Genomic DNA, 25,528 nt, shown 5'->3' on the forward strand with positions numbered 1-25,528 from the left:
TGAAATTCTCTCTAATTTTTTTACGATAACTGCATAGTGTTAACGGCAGGTACTCCGGTTCCGTTCAACACGGGGTTCATTGTTCGGCTTGCAGCCGCAACGAACCCCTAGCTGTTAGCAGATGTGGTTTAAAAACCTCGATTGTATAGGTCAAATCTAATATTTATTATGGATAAAAGAGCATTAGAATGTTACGCAATGATTGGGAGTAGAGAGCCAATTATAGAATGGTTAAAAAGTGAAGGTGTGAAAACTAAAAAAGAGGCTTATTTAAAACTAAAGCCCATAAAAGGAGGTATCGCTATGGGAACATTTTTATCAGGCGCAGGTAATTCACGAACATTTGATAGTTCAAATTCTTTTTTCGATAGAATTATTTCCACTTTTGAAGATTAAAATTAATTGCGGATATGGTGTTTAGGTCACTACGTACCATATCTGCTAACTATCTTATAGGCGCATAAAATTACCTTTTTTATTCCATTTGGGTATGTTATGCGCAAGTTTTTTTCTTTTTTTATGCGTATAATTTTTAATTTATACTCTACAAATTTAAATAAAAATCTTACATATCAAAAGGATTTATTATGTTTTTTAAAGAAGTACTGCTTACGAGGATATATATCATTGTTTTTTTTTGTTATTATGAAAATAAAACGTAATAATTAGCCCCGATAGTAGTGGAAATCCTTTGTGGCCGGTGTTCGGCCATAAAGATTGCAGCGGATAGCGGGAGCAGAGCTCCAAAAAAAACCAAAAATGTCTTGCTCCTAAGAATCAATCCATTATCTCCTCGTAAATATTTTGCAGATAAATAAAAAAGAATTACTTTTGCAGTCCTTTTGGTGAATAAGAGTTTCCTTTAGGAATAAACTAATTATACAAACAACTTCTGTTGTTTTCTAGCACGTTATGAAACTCGAGAAAATACAGAATACAAATTTTTAATCAGCATGTCTGAACAATTAAAATCACAAGAAGAGTTTTTAGCAAATTTTAACTGGCACAACTTTGAAGAAGGTATTGATGCAGTAGATGAGAAAAACTTACAAGAATTCGAAGAACTAGTTTCAAAAACTTTCATCGCTACAGATCAAGAAGAAGTAGTTGAAGGTGTAGTTGTTAGAATTACAGATAGAGACGTTATCGTTGATATCAACGCAAAATCGGAAGGTGTTATTTCATTAAACGAATTCCGTTACAATCCAGCTTTAAAAGTAGGTGACAAAGTAGAAGTATTGATTGACATCCGTGAGGATAAAACAGGTCAATTAGTATTATCTCACAGAAAAGCACGTACTATCAAATCATGGGATAGAGTTATTTCGGCTAACGAAACAGGTGAAATCGTTAATGGTTTTGTAAAATGCAGAACTAAAGGTGGTATGATCGTTGACGTTTTCGGAATCGAAGCTTTCTTACCAGGTTCTCAAATTGATGTTAAACCAATTAGAGATTACGATGTATATGTAAACAAAATGATGGAATTCAAAGTGGTAAAAATCAACCACGAATTCAAAAACGTTGTTGTTTCTCACAAAGCGCTTATTGAAGCGGATATTGAAGTACAGAAAAAAGAAATCATCGGAAAATTACAAAAAGGTCAAGTATTAGAAGGTGTTGTTAAAAACATTACTTCTTACGGTGTCTTTATTGATTTAGGTGGTGTTGATGGATTAATCCACATTACTGACCTTTCTTGGTCTAGAATCAATCACCCATCTGAAGTTCTTGAATTAGATCAAGTTCTTAACGTGGTAATCCTTGATTTTGATGATGAGAAAACAAGAATCCAATTAGGATTGAAACAATTGAACGCTCACCCTTGGGATGCTTTAGATGCTAACTTAAAAATTGGTGATAAAGTAAAAGGTAAAGTAGTTGTAATCGCTGATTACGGTGCATTTATCGAAGTTGCTGAAGGTGTTGAAGGTTTGATCCACGTTTCTGAAATGTCATGGTCTACTCATTTACGTTCTGCTCAAGATTTCGTAAAAGTAGGTGATGTTGTTGAAGCTCAAATCTTAACTTTAGATAGAGATGACCGTAAAATGTCATTAGGTATCAAACAATTGTCGCAAGATCCTTGGACTGATATCACTGCTAAATACCCAGTAGGTTCTAAACATACAGGTATTGTTAGAAACTTTACAAACTTTGGAATTTTCGTTGAACTTGAAGAAGGTATCGACGGATTGATTTATATCTCTGACCTTTCTTGGACTAAGAAAATAAAACACCCATCTGAATTTGTAAATGTTGGTGAAAAACTGGACGTAGTTGTATTAGAATTAGATGTTGACGGACGTAAATTATCTTTAGGTCATAAACAAACTACTGCTAATCCTTGGGATCAATATGAAGATTCATTTGCAGTGGGAACTATCCACACAGGTGAAATTTCTGAAATCGTTGACAAAGGAGCTACTGTAGAATTTGGTGATGACATCGTTGCTTTCATTCCTACACGTCACCTTGAAAAAGAAGACGGTAAGAAATTGAAAAAAGGAGAAACTGCTGAATTCAAAGTAATCGAATTTAACAAAGAATTTAAAAGAGTTGTTGCTTCTCACACAGCTATCTTCCGTGAAGAAGAAGAGAAAAATGTGAAAGCAGTTACTGAAAATACTTCATCTAATTCATCTACAAATGCACCTGCTGCAACTTTAGGTGATGCAAATGATATTCTTGCTGGTCTTAAAGCCAAAATGGAAAAAAACGAAAAAAAGAAATAATCTGATTTCTTGATTTTGAATATAGAAAGTCCCGAGCAATCGGGATTTTTTTTTGGTGTAAACACTTGATTTTTATTGCTTAATGAAAATAAATATTTTATTTCTGTTTTTTTTAAATCCAAAAGGAATCTAATCCCGTAAATGATATTAATTAACTTTAATAAATAGATTTATGAAAACTAGAAAATTTTTATCAGTTGCATTTTTTGCATTAGTATTTGGAACGACAGCCTCGTTTGGACAGAAATCAGTTGTTGTAGGTGGAGCGGAAATGTTTCCAACAAAAAACATTATTGAAAATGCGGTCAACTCAAAAGATCACACCACATTAGTTGCAGCTGTCAAAGCAGGAAGCTTAGTCGAAACCTTGCAAGGAAAAGGACCATTTACCGTTTTTGCTCCAACGAATGCAGCTTTCGACAAATTACCAATGGGTACAGTGGAGACTTTGCTAAAACCAGAAAACAAAAAAATGTTGCAGACAATTTTAACCTATCATGTAGTAGCTGGTAGAATGAGTGTTGCTGATATTAACAAAGCCATAAAAATGGGTAATGGAAAAGCAACAATAAAAACGGTTAGTGGTGGTACATTAACAGCTTGGAAGAAAGGCAAAAAAATGTATATCACTGATGAAAAAGGAGGAATGGCTGAAATCACTATTGCCGATGTGAATCAATCGAATGGAGTAATTCACGTTGTGAATGCAGTACTTTTGCCAAAAGCATAAACAAAATTCTTTTTATAAAAAAGACTCCCAATTCTATTTTAGAATTGGGAGTTTTTTATTTTTTCAAACTTAAATGAACTTCTATACTTTCAATAAGTTACCTCAAACTGGCACCCAATTCCGTTTCAAAATTCTTTTGCAACTTGCCCATAATTTTGTCAATTTGAACATCGGTTAGTGTTTTTGTGTTGTCCTGAATGGTAAAACTCACTGCATACGATTTTTTGCCTTCCGGAAGATTCTTGCCTTGGTAAACATCAAATAAATTGATGTCTTTTAACAATGATTTTTCGGTTTGTCGGGCTAGATTGTATATTGCATCGAAAGAAACACTGTCGTCCAATAACAAAGACAAATCTCTGCGAACTTCTGGATATTTAGGAATTTCGGTGAATTTTATTTTATTGGAAAGTAATTTCAAAAGCAAAGCCCAATTAAAATCGGCAAACAAAACTTCTTGCTTAATATCAAAATGTTTTAAAACTGATTTTTTCACAACGCCATATTCTACAATGATATCATTTCCGAAGCCTATTGCAATTCCTTCTGAAAATATATCCGAAGCTATTGGAAGATTTTGTATTTTTTGGATTCCTAGTCTCGAAATAACTCCGTTTACATACCCTTTGAATAAAAAGAAATCTGAAGGTTTTTGTGTATTTGTCCAGCTTTCTTGATTTCTGTTTCCAGTAATAAACATCGTTAAATGTTTATTTTCTTCATAACCGGAATGAAGTTTATGGTAGGTTTTCCCAAATTCAAAAAATTTCAAATCTGCATTTCTACGATTGATGTTATACGATATTGCTTCTAATCCTGAGAATAATAAGGATTGTCGCATTGCTGACAAATCATTACTCAATGGGTTTAATATCATTACATTACACTCTTCTTTTAAATTTTCGGTTAATTGAACATAAGAAGGAGTGGTCAAGGAATTTGCCATAATTTCATTGAATCCTTGAGAATTCAATTGGTTTGCAATGATATTTTGAACCTTATAATCTTCGGTTCTTGGAGCATTAGAAACTGTGGCGTTTAATTTTTCTGAAAATTTGATATTGTTGTAGCCATAAACTCGAAGGATTTCTTCTATAACATCAATTTCTCTTTGAACATCAACACGGTAAGCCGGAATTATCAAGCCTAATCCAGCATCAGAAACGCTATTCACTTTGATTTCCAATGAAGCTAATATGTTTTTTATAATTTCTTTTGATAATTCTTGGCCAATAATTTTCTTTACATTATTGAAATTTAAAACCACAGGAAAATCTTCAATTTTCTTTGGATAAACATCAACAATATCCGAAGTTATTTCACCACCGGCAACTTCTTGTATTAATAAAGCAGCTCGCTTCAATGCGTAAGCTGTTATGCTTGGGTCTATTCCTCTTTCAAATCGAAACGAAGCATCCGTGTTTAATTGATGTCTTTTGGCACTTTTCCGAATACTTACAGGATTAAAATATGCACTTTCAAGAAAAATAGCAGTTGTATTTTCTGAAACACCTGAACTTTTTCCGCCAAAAACTCCCGCAATACATAAAGGTCCATTCTCGTCACAAATCATTAAGTCTTCTTCGTGCAAAGTTCTTTCTACATCATCGAGCGTAGTGAATTTTGTTCCCGAAGGAAGTGTTTTTACAATTATCTTTCCACTTATTTTTGAAGCATCAAAAGCGTGAAGTGGTTGTCCTAATTCGTGCAATACGTAATTAGTGACATCTACAATATTGTTTTTTGGATTAATTCCAATGGCTTTCAATCTGTTTTGTAACCAGCTAGGAGAAGGTTTGATAGTAATTCCAGAAATGGTAACCCCGCAATATCTTGGAACTAAGAGTGTTTCCTCGACTTTTACATCAATCTTTAAGGTTCTTTTATCCACTCTAAAATTACTCACAGATGGAGTAATAAATTCCACATTAACACCAGTTTGAGATAAACCAGCCCTTAAATCACGTGCAGTTCCAAGATGACTCATTGCATCAGCTCGATTAGGAGTTAGTCCAATTTCGAAAACTTCGTCATTTTCAATTTTAAAAACACTTGCGGCTGTTGTTCCTGCTTTTATAGCATTATCAAGTATCATGATGCCATCGTGACTTTCCCCAAGACCTAATTCATCTTCGGCACAAATCATTCCGTGGCTTTCCTGACCGCGAATTTTTCCTTTTTTAATTTGAAAAGAAACACCTTCTTTATCATATAAAGTGGTTCCAATTGTGGCAACAGGCACTTTTTGACCGGCAGCAACATTGGCAGCGCCACAAACAATCTGTACAGGAATACCATCGCCTAAATCTACTGTTGTAACTTTCAAACGGTCGGCATCAGGATGTTGAACACAAGTAAGAACGTGACCTACAACAATACCTTCTAATCCACCTTTAACGGATTGGTATTTTTCTACCATTTCTACTTCGAGACCTAAATCTGTTAGTAAAGCAGCTGTTTCTTCGGATTTCCAGTCTATTTTTATGAATTGTTTTAACCAGTTGTAAGATATTTTCATTGTATTTATAGTAAATTTTCAAAGATGCAAATATAATCAATGTTTCTCGAGCTTCAAAGTTAGAAAGGAACAATCTTGAAAGTCTTTTGGGGATTATTTAATCCATTTTTATCAAAAAAAAAGGTTTTTAGAAAGTTAAATTTCCTGCTAGTTCTTTTAATAAAATCTCGGTTAATTTAGCTTGGAATTGGGCTTTACTGTAGTTCACTTTGGCATTGACATAATTCAATTGCGCCGTTCTGAATTCCAATGTAGTTATGGTTCCGATACGGAATTTATCTACCGTAATTCCCATGTTCTGCTTGGCAATAGCTTCGTTTTCGTATTCTAAATTAATCAATTCTAAATTGGTTAAATACGTTTGATAGAAGGCTGTTATTTGTGAATTCAATTTTTGGTTTTGTTGATCAATTGCCAATTTTGCATTGTCAATTTCTATTTTTGCAATTTTTTCGTTACGGTTTTGTGCAAATCCATCAAACAAATTTAATGATGCGCGAAAGCCGTAATTAAGCCCTTGCCCTGACGATTGTGTCGTAAAACCAAGTCCTGATTTATTTTCTGAGAAGACATAACCTGAAGTCAAATTTAATGTTGGGTATCTCTCACCTTTTATTTGTTTCAATTGCAATTCAGAAATTCTTTGATTAATAATTTGGGTTTCTAATTCTGGATTTTGTTTTTCAGCCAATGCTGTTAATTCCGGAAGTAATAAACTTTTATCCACCTCGATTACATCCACCACTTTGAAGTCGATTTTTGCATCCCGAGCCATCACCTGATTCAAAATGATTTTCGTGTTGGCGTACAATTCTTTTTGTCTTAATAAATTTGTTTTGTCAGTATTAAGGTCAACTTGCGCATTCAAAACTTCTAATTTAGAAGCTTTGCCAATCGTAAAACGATTTTTTGCTAAAGTTAAACGTTGATTTGAAATCTCGATGGTTGTATCTAACGCTGCCAATTGTTGTTGTTGGTTAACTAATTCAAAATAAACTGCATTTAAGTTGCTAATTTTCGTTATGATGGTCAGCTTTAATTGGGTTTCACCAAGTTTTTGCAATTCTTTTAGTTGATCTAATTTTGCAAACATTTTAAAACCATTAAAAACGGTCCAATCTAGACCCGCTCCATAATTTAAATTACTGTTCTTGGCATTATTAAGTGAATTTACTGTTCCGTCTGCACGTGTTTGCGAAAGGTTTTGAATACCATTATTGTCCACTACAGTCGCGGTAACTTTCGGTAACATTCCAGCATTTCCGGTGGTTACATTGGCTTTATCAATATTTAAATTGTTTGATGCTATTTTGATTTCATAATTATTTTCCAATGTTATTTTTACGGCATCTTCGATGGTTAGGACTTCTTGAGCATTCATTTTTAGAATGCAAAAGAAGAATAAAACTACACTTTGAAGTAGGATTTTAAGATTTTTCATAATTATTTACTTTCTTTTTCTTCAGGTTAAATTATTTATTTGCCTAAGGACTTCAGGAACCAGTTTTTTATTAATTGGAAAAAACTATTTTTTTATGCTGGTTTCATATTCTTCGATATGGTCAAATTCCGGATAATGTTTTCTTGCTTTTGACCATAATAAATAGAGAGCAGGAATTACAAATAAGGTTAAAACCAAAGAGAAAATAGTACCGCCAACGATGACAACTCCCATTCCCATTCTGCTTGTTGATGCTGCTCCAAGTGACAAAGCAATTGGTAAAGCACCTAATGAAATAGCTAAACTTGTCATCAAAATAGGTCTAAGTCGCGCTTCAGATGCTTCTAATATAGCTTCTAATTTTGGTTTTCCCTGTTCCTGTAATTGATTGGCAAATTCCACGATAAGAATTCCGTTTTTAGTTACCAAACCAATCAGCATTATGGTACCAATTTGGCTGAAAATATTCCAGGTTTGGTCAAACAACCATAGTGAAAATAAAGCTCCGGCAACCGCCATTGGCACCGTTAGAATAATAATGAAAGGATCAATAAAACTTTCGAATTGAGCCGCCAATATTAAAAATATCAACAATAAAGCCAGTCCAAAAGCAAACGAAGTATTGGAACTACTTTCGACAAAATCTCGGGATTCTCCACCTAAATCGGTAGTAAAACTATCGTCCAGCACTTTTGCTTTTATTTCATTCATTGCATCAATTCCATCGCTAATACTTTTGCCCGGAGCAAGTCCTGCGAAAACCGTTGCCGACATATACCTGTTATTATGAAACAATTGAGGGGGATTACTTTTTTCTTCAATAGTCACGACATTATCCATTTGAATGAGTTCTCCTTTGTTGTTTTTGACAAACATTGAAGTTAAGTCTAACGGTTTCGAACGATCTTTTTGGTCAAATTGTCCAATGACTTGATATTGTTTTCCGTTTCGCATAAAATAGCCAAAACGTTGCCCACTTAGCGAAAGTTGCAGCGTTTGAGCAATATCAATTACAGAAATTCCTAAACTTTCAGCTTTCTCGCGATCGATGGTCACATTGATTTCGGGTTTGTTGAATTTCAGATTGACATCAGTTGTGGAAAAAGTTTCATTTTTTGCCGCTTCGTCCATAAATAGCGGAATTTTTTCCTGTAGTTTTTCAAAGTTTGGTGCCTGAATAATATACTGAATTGGCAAGCCTCCACGTTTATTTACTGAAATCGTGGGTTGTTCTGTCACTGAAGTTTTTGCTTCTGGATATTTCTTAGTCCATTTTGTTAATTTATCGGCAATTTCTTTTTGAGTTCTTTTTCTTTCGCTAGGATCTACTAATGCAATTCTAACTCTTCCACTGTTTGAAGCTGAGGCAATAAAACCTGGCGATGTGATTACTAAAGCTACTTTTTTCTCCGGAATGGAATCATCAATTAATCTTGAAATTTCCCGCATAAATCGATCGGTGTATTCATATGAAGAACCTTCGGCAGTTGTAACACTCATAATTATTGAACTTCGATCATCATATGGAGCAGTTTCTTTTTGGATTAAATTAAAAAATAAAACAATTAATCCAAAACAGACAAACAGTATTGGAAAACTTAACCATTTCCTTTTCATAAAACGCTCTAAAGCACTTGCGTAAACACTGTTTAATTTTTGAAAATAAGGTTCAGTAGCTATATAAAATTTCGATTTTTTTTGTTCGCCGCCTTTCATTAAATAGGCATTCAACATAGGTGTTAAAGTTAGTGAAACAAAGGCAGAAATTAACACAGCAGCTCCAATGACGACGCCAAACTCCCGGAACAATCTGCCCACAAATCCTTCAAGAAAAATTACTGGCAAAAACACAGCTGCCAAGGTTATTGAAATGGATATTACAGCAAAAAAAATTTCGTTTGAACCTTTAATTGCGGCTTCAATAGGGGACATTCCTTCTTCTACTTTTTTGAAAATATTTTCGGTAACCACAATTCCATCGTCGACTACTAATCCTGTTGCCAGAACAACTGCCAGTAAAGTCAATACATTTATCGAGAATCCAAAAAGCCACATTATAAAGAAAGTAGCAATCAATGAAACGGGAATATCTATTAATGGACGGATAGCGATTGCCCAATCTCTAAAGAATAAATAAATGATTAAAATCACCAGAATTAATGAAATCCCTAATGTTTCAGCCACTTCAAGAACTGACTTTTTTACAAATAGTGTATTATCAATTGCAATGTTTAGTTTAATATCTTTTGGTAAATCCCTTTTTAAAATTTCTACTTCTTTGTAAAATTCCTTAGAAATATCAAGATAATTGGCTCCAGGCATTGGCACAATACCAATACCAACTAATGGCAAACCGGATTGACTCATTTTGGTTTCAATATTTTCCGGACCAAGCTCTGCAGATCCAACATCGCTTAAACGTACTATTTTTTCTCCATCAGTGCGAATAATTATATTGTTGAATTCTTCGGGAGTTGAAAGGTTTCCAACTGTTTTTACTGTCAATTCTGTGTTGCTCCCAGTTAATTTTCCTGATGGTAATTCTACGTTTTGTTTATTTAATGCATCTCTAACTTCGGATACGGTACAACCATAAGAAGCCAGTTTTACTGGATCTATCCACAAACGCATTGCGTATTTTTTTTGTCCCCAAATTTGAACACCACTAACTCCGGGGATTGTTTCCATTCGTTGTGAAATTACATTTTCAGCATAATCGCTTAGTTCTAATTCACTTCGGGAATCACTTTGAATTGTCATCGAAATAATAGCATCACTATTGGCATCAGCCTTAGAAACCACTGGCGGTGCATCAATATCTTTTGGCAAAATCCTTATGGTTTGCGAGACTTTATCACGCACATCATTTGCGGCTTCTTCCAGATTTTTATTCAAATTGAATTCGACCGTGATGTTGCTGCTTCCCTGCGTACTCGAAGAAGTTACGTTTCGAATCCCGTCAATTGAATTGATTGCTTTTTCGAGGGGTTCTGTAATTTGAGATTCAATAATATCAGAATTAGCTCCTGAATAATTAGTTCGAATCGAAATCTGGGCTGGATCTATTGAAGGAAATTCTCTAACGCCCAGAAAACTGTATCCAATTATCCCAAACAAAACTATTGTCAAGTTTAAAACAATGGTTAATACAGGTCTTTTTATGCTTATGGTGGATAAACTCATTTTTTTTTCTAATTATAAATTATGAGTTATAAATTATGGATTCCGAATTATTGTATTGATTTAGTCTCCTAAACTTATAATTCTTAATTCATAACTTATAACTTTATTTTCACTTTTACGGCATCGTCTTCTTTTAAAGACACTACACCAGTTGTCAAAAGCGTGTCTCCTGCTTTTAAACCTGAAAGGACTAAAATGGAAGCGTCAGTTCTAGTGGCTGTTTCAACCATAACTTCTTTGGCTTTACCATTATTTGAAATTAGGACTTTCTTTCCGTTTTGAACTGGAATGATGGCTTCTGATGGAATAACAATAGCATCTTTAATGATTTCCAAAGGCAATTCAACATTGGCAAAAGTACCTGGCAATAATTTTCCGTCTTTATTTTCGGCAATGGCACGAACCTGCAATGTTCTTGTCGAAATTTGAACTTCTGGCTCAATTGCGTATATTTTGGCAGTATATTTTTCGGTTGATCCAGCAACAGTAAAACTTAAATTGGAATTTGGTTTCACTTGATTTGCATATTTTTCAGGAATGGAAAAGGTGATTTTTAATTTGCTGATGTTGACTAATTTGGCAACTAAAAGGCTTGGAGTGATGTAAGATCCCGGCGAAATAGAACGTAATCCTATCTTTCCTGAAAACGGCGCTTTTACCGAAGTCTTTGCAATTTGTGCCTGAATCAATTGAATTTGGGCTTGCGCCAATTTTAAATCGGCTCTTGCAACATCGTATTCTTCTTGGCTTATGGCTTCTTTTTCTAGTAACAATTTAGCTCTTCTTTCGTTTTCCGAAGCTAATCCTCCTTTTGTCTTGGCTTGAGCCAATTGTGCTCTTAACTCAATATCATTTACTTTAAAAAGCAATTGGCCTTTAGTCACATTGCTTCCTTCTTTAAAATAAATACCTTCGACAATACCTGAAATTTCAGATCGAATCTCCACTTGTTCATTGGCTTCAATCGAACCAGAAAGAGAAAGATTATTATCGAAAGTTTGCGTTTTAACAACGATTCCACTCACGGTCATTGTTTTGTTTTTTCCACCTTTGTCTTTAGAATCGTCGTTTTTGTTTTTGTTTGAGATAATTCTGTAAGCTATAAAAGCACCAAACCCGATTATTAGTATGGTATAAATAACATGTTTAAGTTTCATAATTATGTAAAAAATAAGATTAAAATTCTCCTATTTAAGGAAAAATCACAAAATTAAGGTTTAGAATTTGGAATAAAGGGAGTTTTGCCAATTATTTAACAACTAACAAGCAAATATTAATATTCAAAAAATCTAACCTTTTGTAAGACTATAAAAAAGGAAATGGTTTAACTTTAAATTTAAAAAATCAGTTTTAATCCTCGTTTTTACGAAGTAAATCAGTGTCATCCGTGTACTGTTTAAATTTAATTATTTGAACTTAAGTGTTTTAGCTAATATAATTCCAAATATTTTTCTTTTTGGTCAATTCGATATAAGTAGCTCTCAAAATGGCATTTTCAAGTTTTTGCATTGGAGCATCATCTTTTAAAATTTTCAAGGCATAATTTCGTGCCAATATCAGAATATCTCGATCGCGAACAATATCAGCAATTTGGAGATTCAAAACTCCACTTTGTTGCGTTCCCATCAAATCTCCCGGGCCGCGGAGCTTGAGATCCACTTCGGCAATTTCGAAACCATCATTCGTTTGCACCATTGTTTCCATTCGGGTTTTGCTGTCGGCACTTAATTTATGGCTCGTCATTAGGATACAATAACTTTGTTCGGCTCCACGACCCACGCGACCACGAAGCTGATGGAGTTGTGATAATCCAAAACGTTCGGCACTTTCGATAATCATTACGCTGGCATTGGGAATATTTACACCTACTTCAATCACGGTTGTTGCGACCATAATATTGGTTTTTCCTTCTGAAAATCGCTTCATTTCGGCATCTTTATCCGCTGGTTTCATCTTTCCGTGCAAGATGGAAATAGCATATTGAGGCAATGGAAAATCTCTAGAAACACTTTCGTAACCATCCATTAAATCTTTGAAATCCATAGTTTTCGACTCTTCTATCAACGGATAGACAATATAGATTTGACGACCCAAAGCAATTTCGTCCCGAATAAATTTCCAAACTTTCAGGCGATTGCTGTCAAAACGATGGACGGTTTGAATAGGTTTTCGTCCTGGAGGTAATTCATCAATGACCGAAATATCTAAATCGCCATACAAACTCATCGCCAAAGTTCGCGGAATAGGAGTGGCCGTCATCACCAAAACATGTGGCGGAATCTCGTTTTTCTTCCAAAGTTTCGACCGTTGTTCTACCCCAAAACGATGCTGTTCGTCAATCACGGCCAAACCTAAATTTTGAAACTTTACCTTATCTTCCAATAAAGCGTGTGTTCCAATCAGAATGTGTAAACTGCCATTTTCGAGTTCTTCGTGAATAATTCTTCGGGCTGCAGTTTTAGTTGAGCCAGTTAGTATTTTTATGTTGATATTCAGGTCTTTGGATAATTCAGTTAAACCGTTAAAATGCTGATTTGCCAAGATTTCCGTTGGCGCCATCAAACAGGATTGAAAACCATTACCCAGCGCTATGAGCATACTCATCAATGCCACAATTGTTTTACCGGAACCCACGTCACCTTGTAGTAGCCGGTTCATTTGGGCATTGCTACCCATATCGATTCTGATTTCCTTTATCACTCTTTTTTGTGCATTGGTCAATTCGAAAGGCAGATGCTTTTGGTAAAAGACATTGAAATAATCGCCCACTTTTGTAAATGGATGCCCTTTTATTTTATGTTTCCGAATTAGGTTTTTTGTGATTAATTGCAATTGGATATAAAACAATTCCTCGAATTTCAATCGGTATTGGGCTTTCGCCAATGCTTCGGCACTTTTTGGGAAATGAATGTTGAATAAGGCAGCGTTTTTTGGAATCAGTTTCAATTCCGCAGTCAAATAGTCCGGCATAGTTTCGGAGAATTTGGCTTGGGTTTCCAAGAACAATTGTTGCATCATTTTATTGATTACTCGATTAGAAATTCCTCGATTAGCCAAGGTTTCCGTCGAAGGATATACGGGCTGCATCGCTGAACGAAGGCTTTGTTCGTGTTCTGCCATCAACTCGATTTCTGGATGTGCCATATTGAAAGTATTCCCAAAAGAAGTACATTTTCCGAAAATAACACACATTTCATTCAATTTCAAACTTTCCCGGATCCATTTGTGACCCTGAAACCAAACGAGTTCCATTTGTCCCGTATCATCCACAAAAGTAGCAACTAATCGTTTCTGGTTTTTACCAAATTCAACGGTTTTAACGTTGATTATTTTACCAATAATCTGAACTTCAGCAACGTTATTTTGCAGTTCGTTAATCTTGTAATAACGCGTTCTGTCAATGTATCTATTTGGAAAAAAATTAAGCAAATCGCCATACTTGTGAATTCCCAATTCCTTGCGAAGCAAAGTGCCACGGTTAGGGCCAACACCTTTGAGGTATTCGATGGGAGTTTCTAGGAGGTTTTGCTGCATATTGTTTATGGGATACGGATAAAACGGATTTGCAAAAACAAAAACGTTGATTAAAATGGATTCTTAATTTAATGAAGCGAAGATAGTTTTTTGTTTGGAAAATAGGAATTTGAAATTGTTGATTTTTTTTGACAATAAATTTGCTGTTGAAATAATTTGACAATAAAAACGCTGTTAAAATAATAATCAACTTTTTCAAAATTGAAAATATTGTCGTTTAGAAATAGTTATATTTGGAAGATAAAATATTTAGGTATGAGTTTTAAGTTAATTGCTATTAGACCTTTGGAAGGTTGTAATCCAAAATTCTTGAAAGTTTTAAAAGAAAATGAGTTTTACACTTTTTATAGTGATTTTGTTTTTGAAAAATCACTAAATGAAAATGAAATCAAATTAAAATATAAATCAACTTTGCCAGAAGAATTGTTTTGGGATGATAAAAAATGCCATATAAATGTTTCAGCCGTTGTTGGGAAAAATGGAAGTGGAAAGAGTAGTATTTTAGAACTTTTTTATGTAGCTATTTATAATTTTTCTGTTATTAAGGGAATTATTAAAGCTGATGAAATTCTAGAAAATATAGAATTTGATTTTGAAGAATTAAATGATATAGTTAAATCTTCAAATATGGATGATGTCAATAATAATATCAGAATATTAAATGATTACAAATATTATTTAGAAAATAAGAATAATGAAAAAGAAATAATTGAAATTGAAAATAATATAAATGTTCAAATCTTTTTTACAATTGGAAGTGAAATATACGTTATTAATCTAAAAAAGACAACTGCCACAATCCATAAACTTAACAAGGACGAAGAAGGCGATTACATTCAATTTTATTGTATTATAAATGAAAATAATAATGATGAATTTAAATCACTAAAACAAAACTGGGGGTTGTTTTATAGTATTGTAAATAACTATTCTCTTTATGGGTTAAACTCTAATGAAATTGGTGATTGGATAAACAAAATTTTTCATAAAAACGATTCCTATCAAACTCCGATTGTAATAAACCCAATGCGAATAGATGGTAATATTGATGTAAATACTGAAACAGATTTGTCAAAATCAAGATTATTGTCAAATATTTTGACCTACGTAAGGGAGAATGAAAAAATAGAAGATAGTTTTAGATGCTTAGTAAAAAATAAGATTGCAAGTGATTTAATTTTAAAATTGAAACTTGATAAATTTAAAAATAAAAAAGGAGAGGTTGAATTTGACTATTTAGAGAAATATAAAGAGTTATATTTATTAGATATTTTAAATGTTTTTAAAATTCATTCTGATGAACTCGATATTACTAAAAATGAATTTGATAAAAAATATGGAGATGAGAAATTAAATCTTGCAGAAAAATATGCTATTGAATATGTTTTTAGAAAAATACAAAAAATAGCTAATGTTTATGAAATAGAAAAGAAAAGATTCAGAAGTAAAGAAAGTAAATTTGATTTTGAAAGTAAATTATTGGTAAGAGAGTTTCTTGAATTATTAAAAAATGAAGACTCTCACATTACTTTTAAATTACGACAAGCAATTAACTTTTTGAAATATGATTATAAGAGTTTTTTAAAGACAAGAAATTACGAGGAAGAAGTTATAATTCCAATTGAATCATTATCCAAAGAAATTTTTGAAAATTTACAAAATCTGCAAAAAAAGTATTTAAAACCAATAAAAGATTCTAATGATAAAGAATGGTTTTTTATTCCGAAGAACTTCAATTTAATAAATTTTATTCCACCTTCTTTTTTTGAAATTGATATCGATTTTGAAAATAATATGGGAAAATTTAGTTTTTTGAGTTCAGGAGAAAAACAAAAAATATTCAGTATTAGCTCTATTTTGTACCATATAATGAACATAAATTCAAATCATACTGATAATATTTCGGGTAAATATGAATATAGATATGTAAATATAATGTTTGATGAAATTGAATTATGTTTTCATCCAGAAATGCAAAAATCATTTATAAATGATTTATTAAAAAGTTTACAAAGAATTGATCATATGAATATTTATATGAATATTGTTTTTGTCACTCATTCTCCATTTATTCTTTCGGATATTCCTAATCAAAATATTATGTATTTAGATAAAGGAAATTGTTTGTTTGGGAATAAGAGACCTCAAAATTCCTTCGGAGCAAATATTACAGATTTATTAGCTGATAGTTTTTTCTTTGGAAATGGTGATAAAGCATTAATTGGAGATTTTGCAAGAGAAAAGATAAAGCAAGTAATCAAATGGTTAAATAATGAAGAAAGTAAAATTTTAAATAAAGAAGAAGCGAAAATGATTATCGAAATAATCGATGAACCTTTACTCAAATATAAATTATTAGAAATGTATTTTGATATCTTTCCTGAGCAATATGATTTAGAAAAAGAAAAAGAAGATGTAAGAAAAAGAGCAATAGAATTAGGGATTATAAAAGAAAGAAATGATTAAGATAAATCCCTCCTCGAATGCTATTGAGTTTCATCGTAAAAAGGCAAGTAAGTATTTTGAAGATTTAGTATCAAAAGGTTATATTTTAAGAGATAAAAAGCAAAAAAATATTTGTAAAACATTTTTGATTTTTCTTACAAAGTACAAAGATGAATTAATTAATGCAATGCCTAATCGACTGCTTGAAATACATCAAGAGTTCGAAAATAAAAATTTTTCTAAACATCAATTAACATTGATAAAGAGTTTTTTTCTAAAAACGTGCTATGATAATTTTCCGAATAAAGAATTTTTAAACCATTTAAAAATTGATACTTGTGTGTATTGTAATAGAAATTACACATTATATTTTGGAGGAAATAATGCAAGAGCAGAACTTGACCATTGGTATCCTAAAGAAAAATTTCCTATTTTGGCGATGTCTTTTTATAATTTAATTCCAAGTTGTCATTCTTGTAACCATATTAAAGGAAACGGAGATGTTTTAATAAGACAATTATTAAAAGAGCCAAAAGCCAATCAAAATGAAATTAAAGATTGGTGGAAAAATGCTTTAGATAATTTGAATCATCCATATTTAGAATGCAGTAAATTTAAATTCAGTTATTCTTATATATCTATAAATAATTTTGGTGTTGAATTAAAAAAGACTAACAATATAAAAACTGAAAATACATTAGAATTTAATAAAACCAAAGAAATCTACAGTGCAAATTCTAACAAAGAATTGAAAGACTTATTAGACTTAAGATATAAGTATTCAGAGAATTACATTGATGTCTTGATAAATAAAACATTCAAAGGGATTATGTCAAAAGAAGAAATTTACCGTATGATTTTTGGCATAGAAATCAAAGAAGAAGATTATCATAAAAGACCATTCAGTAAATTTAAGCACGATATAATTGAAGAATTAAAAAACATAAAATAAAATGACAACTCATCTCGTACTTCTTCGTGGCATCAATGTTTCTGGACATAATATGATAAAAATGGAAGCTTTGAAAACTACATTAGAGGCTATTGGTTTCGAAAATGTGCAAACTTATATACAATCTGGAAATGTTTTTGTGGACACTGAGGAAGAGAATGCTGCTGCCGTTGGTTTTAAAATCAAGCAGGAAATTTTCAAGGCTTTTGGTCACGAAGTTCCAGTAGTTGTTATTGGTAAAGCGGATTTAGAAGCCTGTTTAAAGAACAACCCTTTTTTGAAAGAAGTAGTATTGGACATTAAAAAATTATATGTGGCTTTTGTTTCTACGATTTTGCGAAGCGATAATATCAATGATTTAAAAATCAGTCAATTTAAACCTGATGAAGCTAGTATTGATGAAAATAAAATTTACATTAAATATGCTGTTGGAGCCGGAAAAACAAGATTTGACCAGAAATATATCGAGAAAAAACTTAACGTAACGGCAACTATACGGAATTGGAATACAGTGACGCAATTGTTACAACTATTTGATGAAAGATAACAAAAATAATTATAATTCATTTTCATGTACTTATTCAAAAACAAATACAAAACCGAATCAAACCGATTGAAAAACTGGGATTATTCCAGTGAAGCTATCTATTTTATCACGATGGTTTCTCGAAATAGAGAATGTATTTTTGGTGTTATTGATGACGATAAAATGGTTTTGATTGAAAATGGAAAGATCATTGAAAAAGAATTGTTAAAATCAATTGGAATTCGGGGGCGTTGGTTTTTTCATAATTGGGTTATTATGCCCAATCATATTCATTTGTTGATTGAAATTAAAATTGATTCATCATCCAATGTAAAGACGCACGATGTAGAGACGCACTGCAGTGCGTCTCTACATCAATGCAAATCCCAACGCGAATGGGAATCCGAACGCGGGTACGAACACGAACCCCAATTAAACCCAAAAAAAATATCCCGAAAACCCAATTCTATTTCGTCATTTGTTGCAGTATTTAAATCGGTTACAACAAAACAAATTAATTTATTGATAGAAAATAATGATGGCGAATCTGTTTGGCAAACGAATTATCACGATCATATTGTCCGAAACTATAATTCATTGGATACAATTTATTATTACATAAAAAACAATCCCAAGAATTGGAATACGGATTCTATAAATATTGATTAGAATGAAATACCTTTTCCTTTTAATTTCCACAATCGTTTTTGCACAACAAACTAAATCTGTCGATTTTAAATCGGTTTATGGTCAATTGACTATTAATCCAGTTGAAAAATCTGTTTCGGGATCGGTTCGGTATTGGTTTACGGTTTTGAAACCCATTGACACCCTTAAAATTGACGCTCAGAATATGATTTTTTCCGAGGTGGAAATGAACGAAAAGAAAATAGAATTTACGACCAATGGGAAACAAATTTTATTGATTTATCCTTTCCAAAAAGGCAAAAACACTCTAAGTTTTAAATATAAAGCGATTCCAAAACAAACTTTATATTTTGTTGGTTCTGAATTCACAAATAATTTACAAATTTGGACACAAGGGCAAGGTAAATATACCAGCAATTGGTTTCCGAGTTTTGACGATGTGAATGAAAAAATGATTTTTAAATTAGGAGTTACTTTCGATGCCAATTATCAGGTTATTTCGAACGGAATTTTGCAAGAAAAATACAAAAACAACAATACTTTTTATTGGGAGTATAGAATGCAAAAACCAATGAGTTCCTATTTATTGATGCTTGCCATTGGGAAATTCGATAAGAAAATTGAGGTTTCAAAATCTGGAATACCTTTGGAAATGTACTATGAGCCTTCAACTTCATCCCAATTTGAACCTACTTTTCGCTATTCTAGAAAAATTTTCGACTTTCTGGAAAAAGAAATAGGAGTGAAGTATCCTTGGGAAATATACAGGCAAATTCCGGTTCGTGATTTTTTGTATGCCGGAATGGAAAACACTTCGGCGACCCTATTTTCTAGTCGGTATATTGTTGATTCAACGGGTTTTGAAGATCGAAATTATACCAATGTAAATGCACACGAATTAGCACATCAATGGTTTGGAGACATGGTTACTGCCGAAAGTGGCAAACACCATTGGCTTCAGGAAGGTTTTGCCACTTATTATGCTTTGCTGGCTGAGAAAGAAATTTATGGTGAAGATTATTTTTATTCCAAATTATATGAATATGCGCAACAACTTAAACAAGCGTTTAAAACAGATTCAATTCCTGTCCTGAATGCCAATGCAAGTTCGTTGAGTTTCTACCAAAAAGGAGCTTGGGCGTTATACGTTTTGCATGAAGGAATTGGTGACAAAGCCTTTAAAAAATCAGTGCGAAGTTATTTGAAAAAACATTCTTTTCAAAGCGTAAATACTCGGGATTTCTTAGATGAAATCAAGAAGTTTTCTAATTATGATTTGGATGATTTTAGTAAAGTATGGCTTGAAAATTCGAATTTTAACAGTCAAATTGCCAATGATTTACTTTCAAAAAATAAAATAGCCTATTTGCTTATTAAAATTGAAAAACTTCGAAATAAATCTTTGTCCGAGAAAGAGGAATTCTTTACGAAAACGATGCAATCGGATGTGTATTTTTCAGTAAAAGAAGCCATTGTTTACCAATTAAAAAACGAAAAATTTGAGGATAAAAAACAGTTGCTATTTCTTGCTTTGGAAACCCATAATTTACAAATTCGTCAAGCGGTCGCTGCTATTTTGACATCAATTCCTGAAGAGTTCAGAATAGAATATGAAAGTTTACTAAATGATAAATCGTATCAAACACAGGAAATAGCCTTGTATAATTTGTGGAATAATTTTCCGGAACATCGCATTCAATATTTAGATAAATCAAAAAATTGGATTGGTTTTAACGATTATAATTTAAGGACTTTGTGGTTATCGCTGGCGTTGTCAACGTTAGATTATCCAGTAAAAAATGAAGTTTTAACCAATGAATTGATTGATTATTCTTCACCGAATTTCGAAGCAATCACCAGACAAAATGCTTTAGAGAAATTGATTGCCTTTCATTTAATTAATGATACGGTTTTGAAAAATTTAGTTAACGCAACAACGCATCATATGTGGCAATTTTCTAAATTTGGAAGAGAAAATATCCGAACTTTGTTAAAGAATCAGGAAATGAGAGTTTCTTTCGAAAGGATTTTACCGGATTTAGACGAAAGAGAACAATTACAATTGAACCGATTGTTAAAAGAGAAATAGTAATTCTATGAGAGCATTAGTAATTTCGGGAGGAGGAAGTAAAGGAGCATTTGCAGGCGGTGTAGCCCAATATTTGTTGGAAAACAAAGAAAATAAATATGATTTATTTCTTGGTACATCAACCGGAAGTTTACTTATACCGCACTTGGCTTTGGGACATATTGCAAAAATTCATAACATTTATACCAATGTTGATATGGATAAAATATTCGATATTAATCCATTTATTATTAAGAATAAAGAAGGAATTGACATTGTAACAATCAACCATTTCAGTGTGATTTGGCAGTTTATAAGAGGGAAAAGAACTTTTGGAGAAAGTAAAAATTTATTAAAATTGATTAAATCAAGTTTTCCTATTTCTGATTTTAATGCTTTAAAAGCTTTGGAAACGGACGTTGTGGTTACCGTAACCAATATTTCAAAAAATGAAGCGGAATATAAATCTATTAAGGATTGTACTCACTCAGAATTTTGCGAATGGACTTGGATTTCAGGAAATTATATTCCATTTATGAGTATAGTTTCAAAAAATGATTGTGAATATGGAGATGGTGGGTTCTCGAGTTTAGTTCCCATTCAGGAAGCGATTCATCGTGGAGCCACAGAAATTGACGTTATTATTTTGGAAACCGAGACTTCAATTTCCAGAACTGCCATTGGAAAAAATCCATTTTCATTGTTGATTGATTTATTCCGAGTCACGCTTGACCAAGTTGAAAAAAACAATATTGCAATTGGCAAACTAATCGCAAGCAACAATAAGGTCAAGCTAAATTTATACTATACTCCAACGAAATTGACGAATAATGCACTCATTTTCAATAAGAAAAAGATGAAAAAGTGGTGGAAACAAGGGTATGAATATGCGCAAAACAAGAGCGAAATTATGAGTGATAATAAACTACCATAATTGATTCACTTCATTCTTTATGAAAGACAATGCAGCGCTACTTGGAGATGGTTTTTCTAATAAATCTCTTAAAATCACTTCACGCAATTGATTCGCATCATTAATTTTTTCATTTTTTGTTGCCAAAAGAATCATTTGTATCGTTGCATTTTTGGCAGTTGTGATTGTTGACCAGCATTCCTCAGAAACATAAATTTGTTGTGCTAAATTGTGTTCATATTCTTGTTCAATTTGCGCAATCACAAAGTTTTGATAGTCATTTTTATCATCTGAAATGGGTGTGATTCTCACCAATAATTGACTTGGATTAATACGTTCTAAAAACAAGGTCATTCGCTCATAAGCCTGTAAGCGCAAGGTTAAAGTATCTGGTTTGGTATCTTTCTGCAATAAATATTTTCTTTTTGCATTTTCATTTTTTGTATAAAGATCAAAGAAACTATAAGCCACAAATGCCATAATAATTGTTGGTAAAGTATAGCTTATTAATTCTATTATTCGTGTTGAATCCATTTGTAATTTTCTGTTTCTATTTAATTTTTTTTTAACCAAAGACAAATTAACGAATAAACGAATAAACTTATAGATTACATTTGGTAAAATTTTATTAAAAATGGAATCCTACATAATAATTATACTTTGCCTTGCTGCTTTTGTTGCGGGATTTATTGATGCCATCGTTGGAGGAGGAGGACTTATTCAAACTCCGGTTGGATTGATTATGCTGCCCAATCTTCCCGTTTCCACAGTTATAGGATCATTGAAAGTGCCTGCTTTTAGCGGAACTTCATTTGCCGCTTATCAATACCTTAAAAAAGTGGATATGAACTGGAAGTTACTGGTTATTATGATGGTTCTGGCATTTCCTTCCGCATTTTTGGGTTCCACTTTGTTGACTTATGTGAGCAATGATTTTATGAAACCTTTATTGCTGGTTGTACTTTCGTTTTTGGTCATATACACTTATGCCCAGAAAAATTTTGGGCAGCATATTGTAAAAGCACATTCTGCCAGAACCCAAATTTTATATGCCGTTCTAATCAGTTTTGTTGTTGGGTTTTATGACGGATTTATTGGCCCTGGCACGGGAAGTTTCCTGGTTTTGGCATTTATCGCCTTGATGGGATTTGATTTTTTGCACGCTTCAGCCAATGCGAAAATGGTTAATCTGGCAACTAATTTTGGTTCGATTTGCTTGTTTATGTTAAGGGGTAAAATCATTTGGGCAATCGCAATTCCTATGGCTTGTTGCAATGCATTTGGAGGTTGGCTTGGTGCAAAATTAGCCATAAATAAAGGGAATAAGTTCATCCGGATTTTCTTTTTGGTTGTCGTTATTGGAACCCTAATTCGGTTTGGGTATGATGTGTTTTATAAATAGAAAACCACTCTTTTTTTAATTCTTAAATCCTTATTTTTGCATTCAACAGAAAATTTTTATGCGCAAATACATCGACCAACTTAACGAAGCCCAACGTGAACCCGTTCTCCAAAAAGACGGGCCAATGATTATTATTGCCGGTGCCGGTTCGGGAAAAACACGTGTATTGACGATTCGGATTGCTTATTTGATGAGTTTGGGAGTGGATGCTTTTAGTATTTTGGCTTTGACTTTTACTAATAAAGCAGCGCGCGAAATGAAAAAGCGTATCTCCGATATTGTAGGTTCCAATGAGACCAAGAATCTTTGGATGGGAACTTTTCACTCGGTTTTTGCCAGAATCCTTCGTTCCGAAGCAGATAAATTAGGTTATCCATCTAATTTCACGATTTATGACACTCAAGATTCTGTCCGATTGATTTCGGCAGTAATCAAGGAAATGCAATTGGATAGAGATGTTTACAAACCCAAACAAGTTTTAAGCCGAATTTCCTCTTATAAAAACAGTTTAATAACCGTAAAAGCCTATTTTAATAATACCGAATTACAAGAGCAAGATGCGATGAGTAAAAAGCCTCGTTTGGGCGAAATTTACCAAAATTATGTAGATCGATGTTTCAAAGCGGGTGCCATGGATTTTGATGATTTATTATTGAAAACCAATGAATTGCTGACACGTTTTCCGGAAGTTTTGTCCAAATACCAAAACCGTTTTCGATATATACTTGTTGATGAGTACCAAGATACCAATCATTCCCAGTATTTGATTGTTCGGGCTTTGTCGGATAAATTTCAAAATATATGCGTCGTTGGTGATGATGCTCAAAGTATTTATGCGTTTCGTGGTGCCAATATCAATAATATCCTGAATTTCCAGAAGGATTATGAAGGCGTGAAAACCTTTAGATTGGAACAGAATTACCGTTCGACAAAAAACATTGTGGAAGCCGCCAATTCGATCATCGAAAAAAACAAGACCAAACTCGACAAAATTGTTTGGACTGCCAATACGGACGGAGCCAAAATAAAAGTGCATCGCAGTATGACCGATGCCGAAGAAGGACGTTTTGTTGCCAGCACAATTTTCGAACAAAAGATGCAGCACCAAATGAAAAATGGTCAATTTGCTATTTTATACCGTACTAATGCACAATCCCGTGCAATGGAAGATGCGCTCCGAAAACGCGATATTCCATACCGAATTTATGGAGGTTTGTCTTTTTACCAAAGAAAAGAAATTAAGGATGTTTTGTGCTATTTGCGACTGGTTATCAATCCAAAAGACGAAGAAGCATTGATTCGGGTTATCAATTATCCTGCACGTGGAATTGGGGATACAACGGTCGAAAAACTGACTGTTGCGGCCAATCATTACAAGCGTTCCATTTTTGAAGTGATGCAGAATATTGATAAGATTGACTTGAAATTAAACTCGGGAACGAAACAAAAACTTCAGGATTTTGTGACGATGATCCAGAGTTTTCAGGTAATCAACGAAAATCAAGATGCTTTTTTTATCACGGATCACGTGGCCAAAAAAACGGGATTGGTACAAGAATTAAAGAAAGATGCGACACCGGAAGGAATGGCAAAAATCCAGAATATCGAGGAATTATTAAACGGGATCAAGGATTTTACCGAAGGTCAAAGAGAAATTGACGGTGCTCGTGGGGCTTTATCTGAATTTATGGAAGACGTGGCATTGGCTACAGATTTGGACAAAGATACCAGCGATGAAGATCGTGTGGCTTTGATGACAATACATTTAGCCAAAGGATTGGAATTTCCATACGTTTTTGTGGTGGGAATGGAAGAAGATTTGTTTCCAAGTGCTATGTCTATGAGTACCCGAAGTGAATTGGAGGAAGAGCGCCGTTTGTTTTACGTAGCGCTCACAAGAGCGGAACATCAGGCGTATTTGACCTATGCCCAATCACGATACCGCTGGGGAAAACTGACCGATAGTGAGCCTTCTCGTTTTATTGAAGAAATCGACGGACAATATCTTGAATATCTGACAGCAGAGGAAAATAATTACCGTTATAAACCTTTGATTGACAGTGATATTTTTGGTGATATCGATAAATCAAAATTGCGATTGGCTAAACCCGAAAATGGAACGCCTCCAAAAAAACAGGGTGAAGGACCAACATCTTTCGTTAGAAAATTGAAACCAGTTTCCAATACTAATTCTTCGGGAAGTGTCAATTTATTTGACAACAAACTGGTAGCAGGAAATATCGTGATGCACGAGCGTTTTGGCAAAGGAGAAGTCCTAAATCTTGAAGGTTCTGGAGCAGACAAAAAAGCAGAAATCAAATTTGAAGTAGGTGGAATCAAGAAGTTGTTGTTGCGTTTTGCAAAATTGGATGTGATTGGGTAAGAAAATATTTCAAGTTTAAGTTTTAAAGTTGTATATTAGAAGAACTTTAA

General features: G+C 33.1%; 17 protein-coding genes. 11 read left to right on the forward strand and 6 right to left on the reverse strand.

Going from position 1 to position 25,528, the window contains the following annotated elements:
• The first annotated feature begins 168 nt into the window (after positions 1 to 168).
• From IR213_RS08140 to IR213_RS08150, 3 genes are all read left to right on the forward strand, one after another.
• Complete coding sequence (locus IR213_RS08140; protein WP_194311813.1) at positions 169 to 396, forward strand: hypothetical protein; 228 nt, start codon at positions 169 to 171, stop codon at positions 394 to 396.
• 557 nt (positions 397 to 953) lie between these two features.
• A complete protein-coding gene (gene rpsA, locus IR213_RS08145) occupies positions 954 to 2,735 on the forward strand; it encodes a 30S ribosomal protein S1 (RefSeq protein WP_194311814.1) in 1,782 nt (593 codons plus the stop codon).
• Positions 2,736 to 2,907: 172 nt separating this feature from the next.
• Complete coding sequence (locus IR213_RS08150) at positions 2,908 to 3,465, forward strand: fasciclin domain-containing protein (RefSeq protein ID WP_194311815.1); 558 nt, start codon at positions 2,908 to 2,910, stop codon at positions 3,463 to 3,465.
• A 97-nt stretch (positions 3,466 to 3,562) separates the two neighbouring features.
• On the opposite strand, the gene pheT is transcribed toward IR213_RS08150, so the two are convergent.
• The 5 genes from pheT to recG all read right to left on the reverse strand — a co-directional run bounded on the left by pheT (position 3,563) and on the right by recG (position 14,141).
• Entirely contained in the window at positions 3,563 to 5,983 is a 2,421-nt protein-coding gene (gene pheT, locus IR213_RS08155; RefSeq protein WP_194311816.1) for a phenylalanine--tRNA ligase subunit beta, read from the reverse strand.
• 127 nt (positions 5,984 to 6,110) lie between these two features.
• Complete coding sequence (locus IR213_RS08160; protein ID WP_194311817.1) at positions 6,111 to 7,424, reverse strand: TolC family protein; 1,314 nt, start codon at positions 7,422 to 7,424, stop codon at positions 6,111 to 6,113.
• An 84-nt stretch (positions 7,425 to 7,508) separates the two neighbouring features.
• Positions 7,509 to 10,607 (reverse strand): efflux RND transporter permease subunit, encoded by a 3,099-nt coding sequence (locus IR213_RS08165; protein ID WP_194311818.1) that lies wholly within the window; start codon positions 10,605 to 10,607, stop codon positions 7,509 to 7,511.
• Between the two features lie 95 nt (positions 10,608 to 10,702).
• Complete coding sequence (locus IR213_RS08170) at positions 10,703 to 11,764, reverse strand: efflux RND transporter periplasmic adaptor subunit (RefSeq protein WP_194311819.1); 1,062 nt, start codon at positions 11,762 to 11,764, stop codon at positions 10,703 to 10,705.
• Between the two features lie 268 nt (positions 11,765 to 12,032).
• Positions 12,033 to 14,141, reverse strand: a complete 2,109-nt coding sequence (gene recG, locus IR213_RS08175) for an ATP-dependent DNA helicase RecG (protein ID WP_194311820.1) — start codon at positions 14,139 to 14,141, stop codon at positions 12,033 to 12,035.
• 255 nt (positions 14,142 to 14,396) lie between these two features.
• On the opposite strand from recG, the gene IR213_RS08180 reads away from it, so the two are divergent.
• From IR213_RS08180 to IR213_RS08205, 6 genes are read left to right on the forward strand one after another with little or no spacing between them, the layout of a single operon-like run.
• Positions 14,397 to 16,607, forward strand: a complete 2,211-nt coding sequence (locus tag IR213_RS08180) for a hypothetical protein (protein WP_194311821.1) — start codon at positions 14,397 to 14,399, stop codon at positions 16,605 to 16,607.
• Entirely contained in the window at positions 16,600 to 17,538 is a 939-nt protein-coding gene (locus IR213_RS08185; RefSeq protein WP_194311822.1) for an HNH endonuclease, read from the forward strand. The genes IR213_RS08180 and IR213_RS08185 overlap by 8 nt, the downstream gene beginning before the upstream one ends.
• A gap of 1 nt (position 17,539) precedes the next feature.
• A complete protein-coding gene (locus tag IR213_RS08190; protein ID WP_194311823.1) occupies positions 17,540 to 18,085 on the forward strand; it encodes a DUF1697 domain-containing protein in 546 nt (181 codons plus the stop codon).
• Between the two features lie 24 nt (positions 18,086 to 18,109).
• Positions 18,110 to 18,733 carry a transposase gene (locus tag IR213_RS08195; RefSeq protein ID WP_194311824.1) on the forward strand — a complete coding sequence of 208 codons (624 nt, stop codon included), beginning with the start codon at positions 18,110 to 18,112 and terminating at the stop codon, positions 18,731 to 18,733.
• A gap of 1 nt (position 18,734) precedes the next feature.
• On the forward strand, positions 18,735 to 20,801 hold the full coding sequence (locus tag IR213_RS08200) for a M1 family metallopeptidase (RefSeq protein WP_194311825.1): 2,067 nt from the start codon (positions 18,735 to 18,737) through the stop codon (positions 20,799 to 20,801).
• Between the two features lie 7 nt (positions 20,802 to 20,808).
• Positions 20,809 to 21,714, forward strand: coding sequence for a patatin-like phospholipase family protein (locus tag IR213_RS08205; protein WP_194311826.1), 906 nt, complete (start codon positions 20,809 to 20,811; stop codon positions 21,712 to 21,714).
• Here the strand turns inward: IR213_RS08205 and IR213_RS08210 are convergent.
• Positions 21,706 to 22,227: a DUF7935 family protein gene (locus tag IR213_RS08210; protein ID WP_194311827.1), complete on the reverse strand. Its 522-nt coding sequence runs from the start codon at positions 22,225 to 22,227 to the stop codon at positions 21,706 to 21,708. The two genes, IR213_RS08205 and IR213_RS08210, sit on opposite strands and share 9 nt — an antisense overlap.
• Before the next feature lie 100 nt (positions 22,228 to 22,327).
• Between IR213_RS08210 and IR213_RS08215 the strand changes: the two genes are divergently transcribed.
• On the forward strand, positions 22,328 to 23,095 hold the full coding sequence (locus IR213_RS08215) for a sulfite exporter TauE/SafE family protein (RefSeq protein ID WP_194311828.1): 768 nt from the start codon (positions 22,328 to 22,330) through the stop codon (positions 23,093 to 23,095).
• Between the two features lie 58 nt (positions 23,096 to 23,153).
• Positions 23,154 to 25,478 carry an ATP-dependent helicase gene (locus tag IR213_RS08220; protein ID WP_194311829.1) on the forward strand — a complete coding sequence of 775 codons (2,325 nt, stop codon included), beginning with the start codon at positions 23,154 to 23,156 and terminating at the stop codon, positions 25,476 to 25,478.
• The last annotated feature ends 50 nt before the right edge of the window (positions 25,479 to 25,528 follow it).

Origin of the sequence: Flavobacterium soyangense, assembly GCF_015277675.1 — a bacterium.
Classification (GTDB): domain Bacteria; phylum Bacteroidota; class Bacteroidia; order Flavobacteriales; family Flavobacteriaceae; genus Flavobacterium; species Flavobacterium soyangense.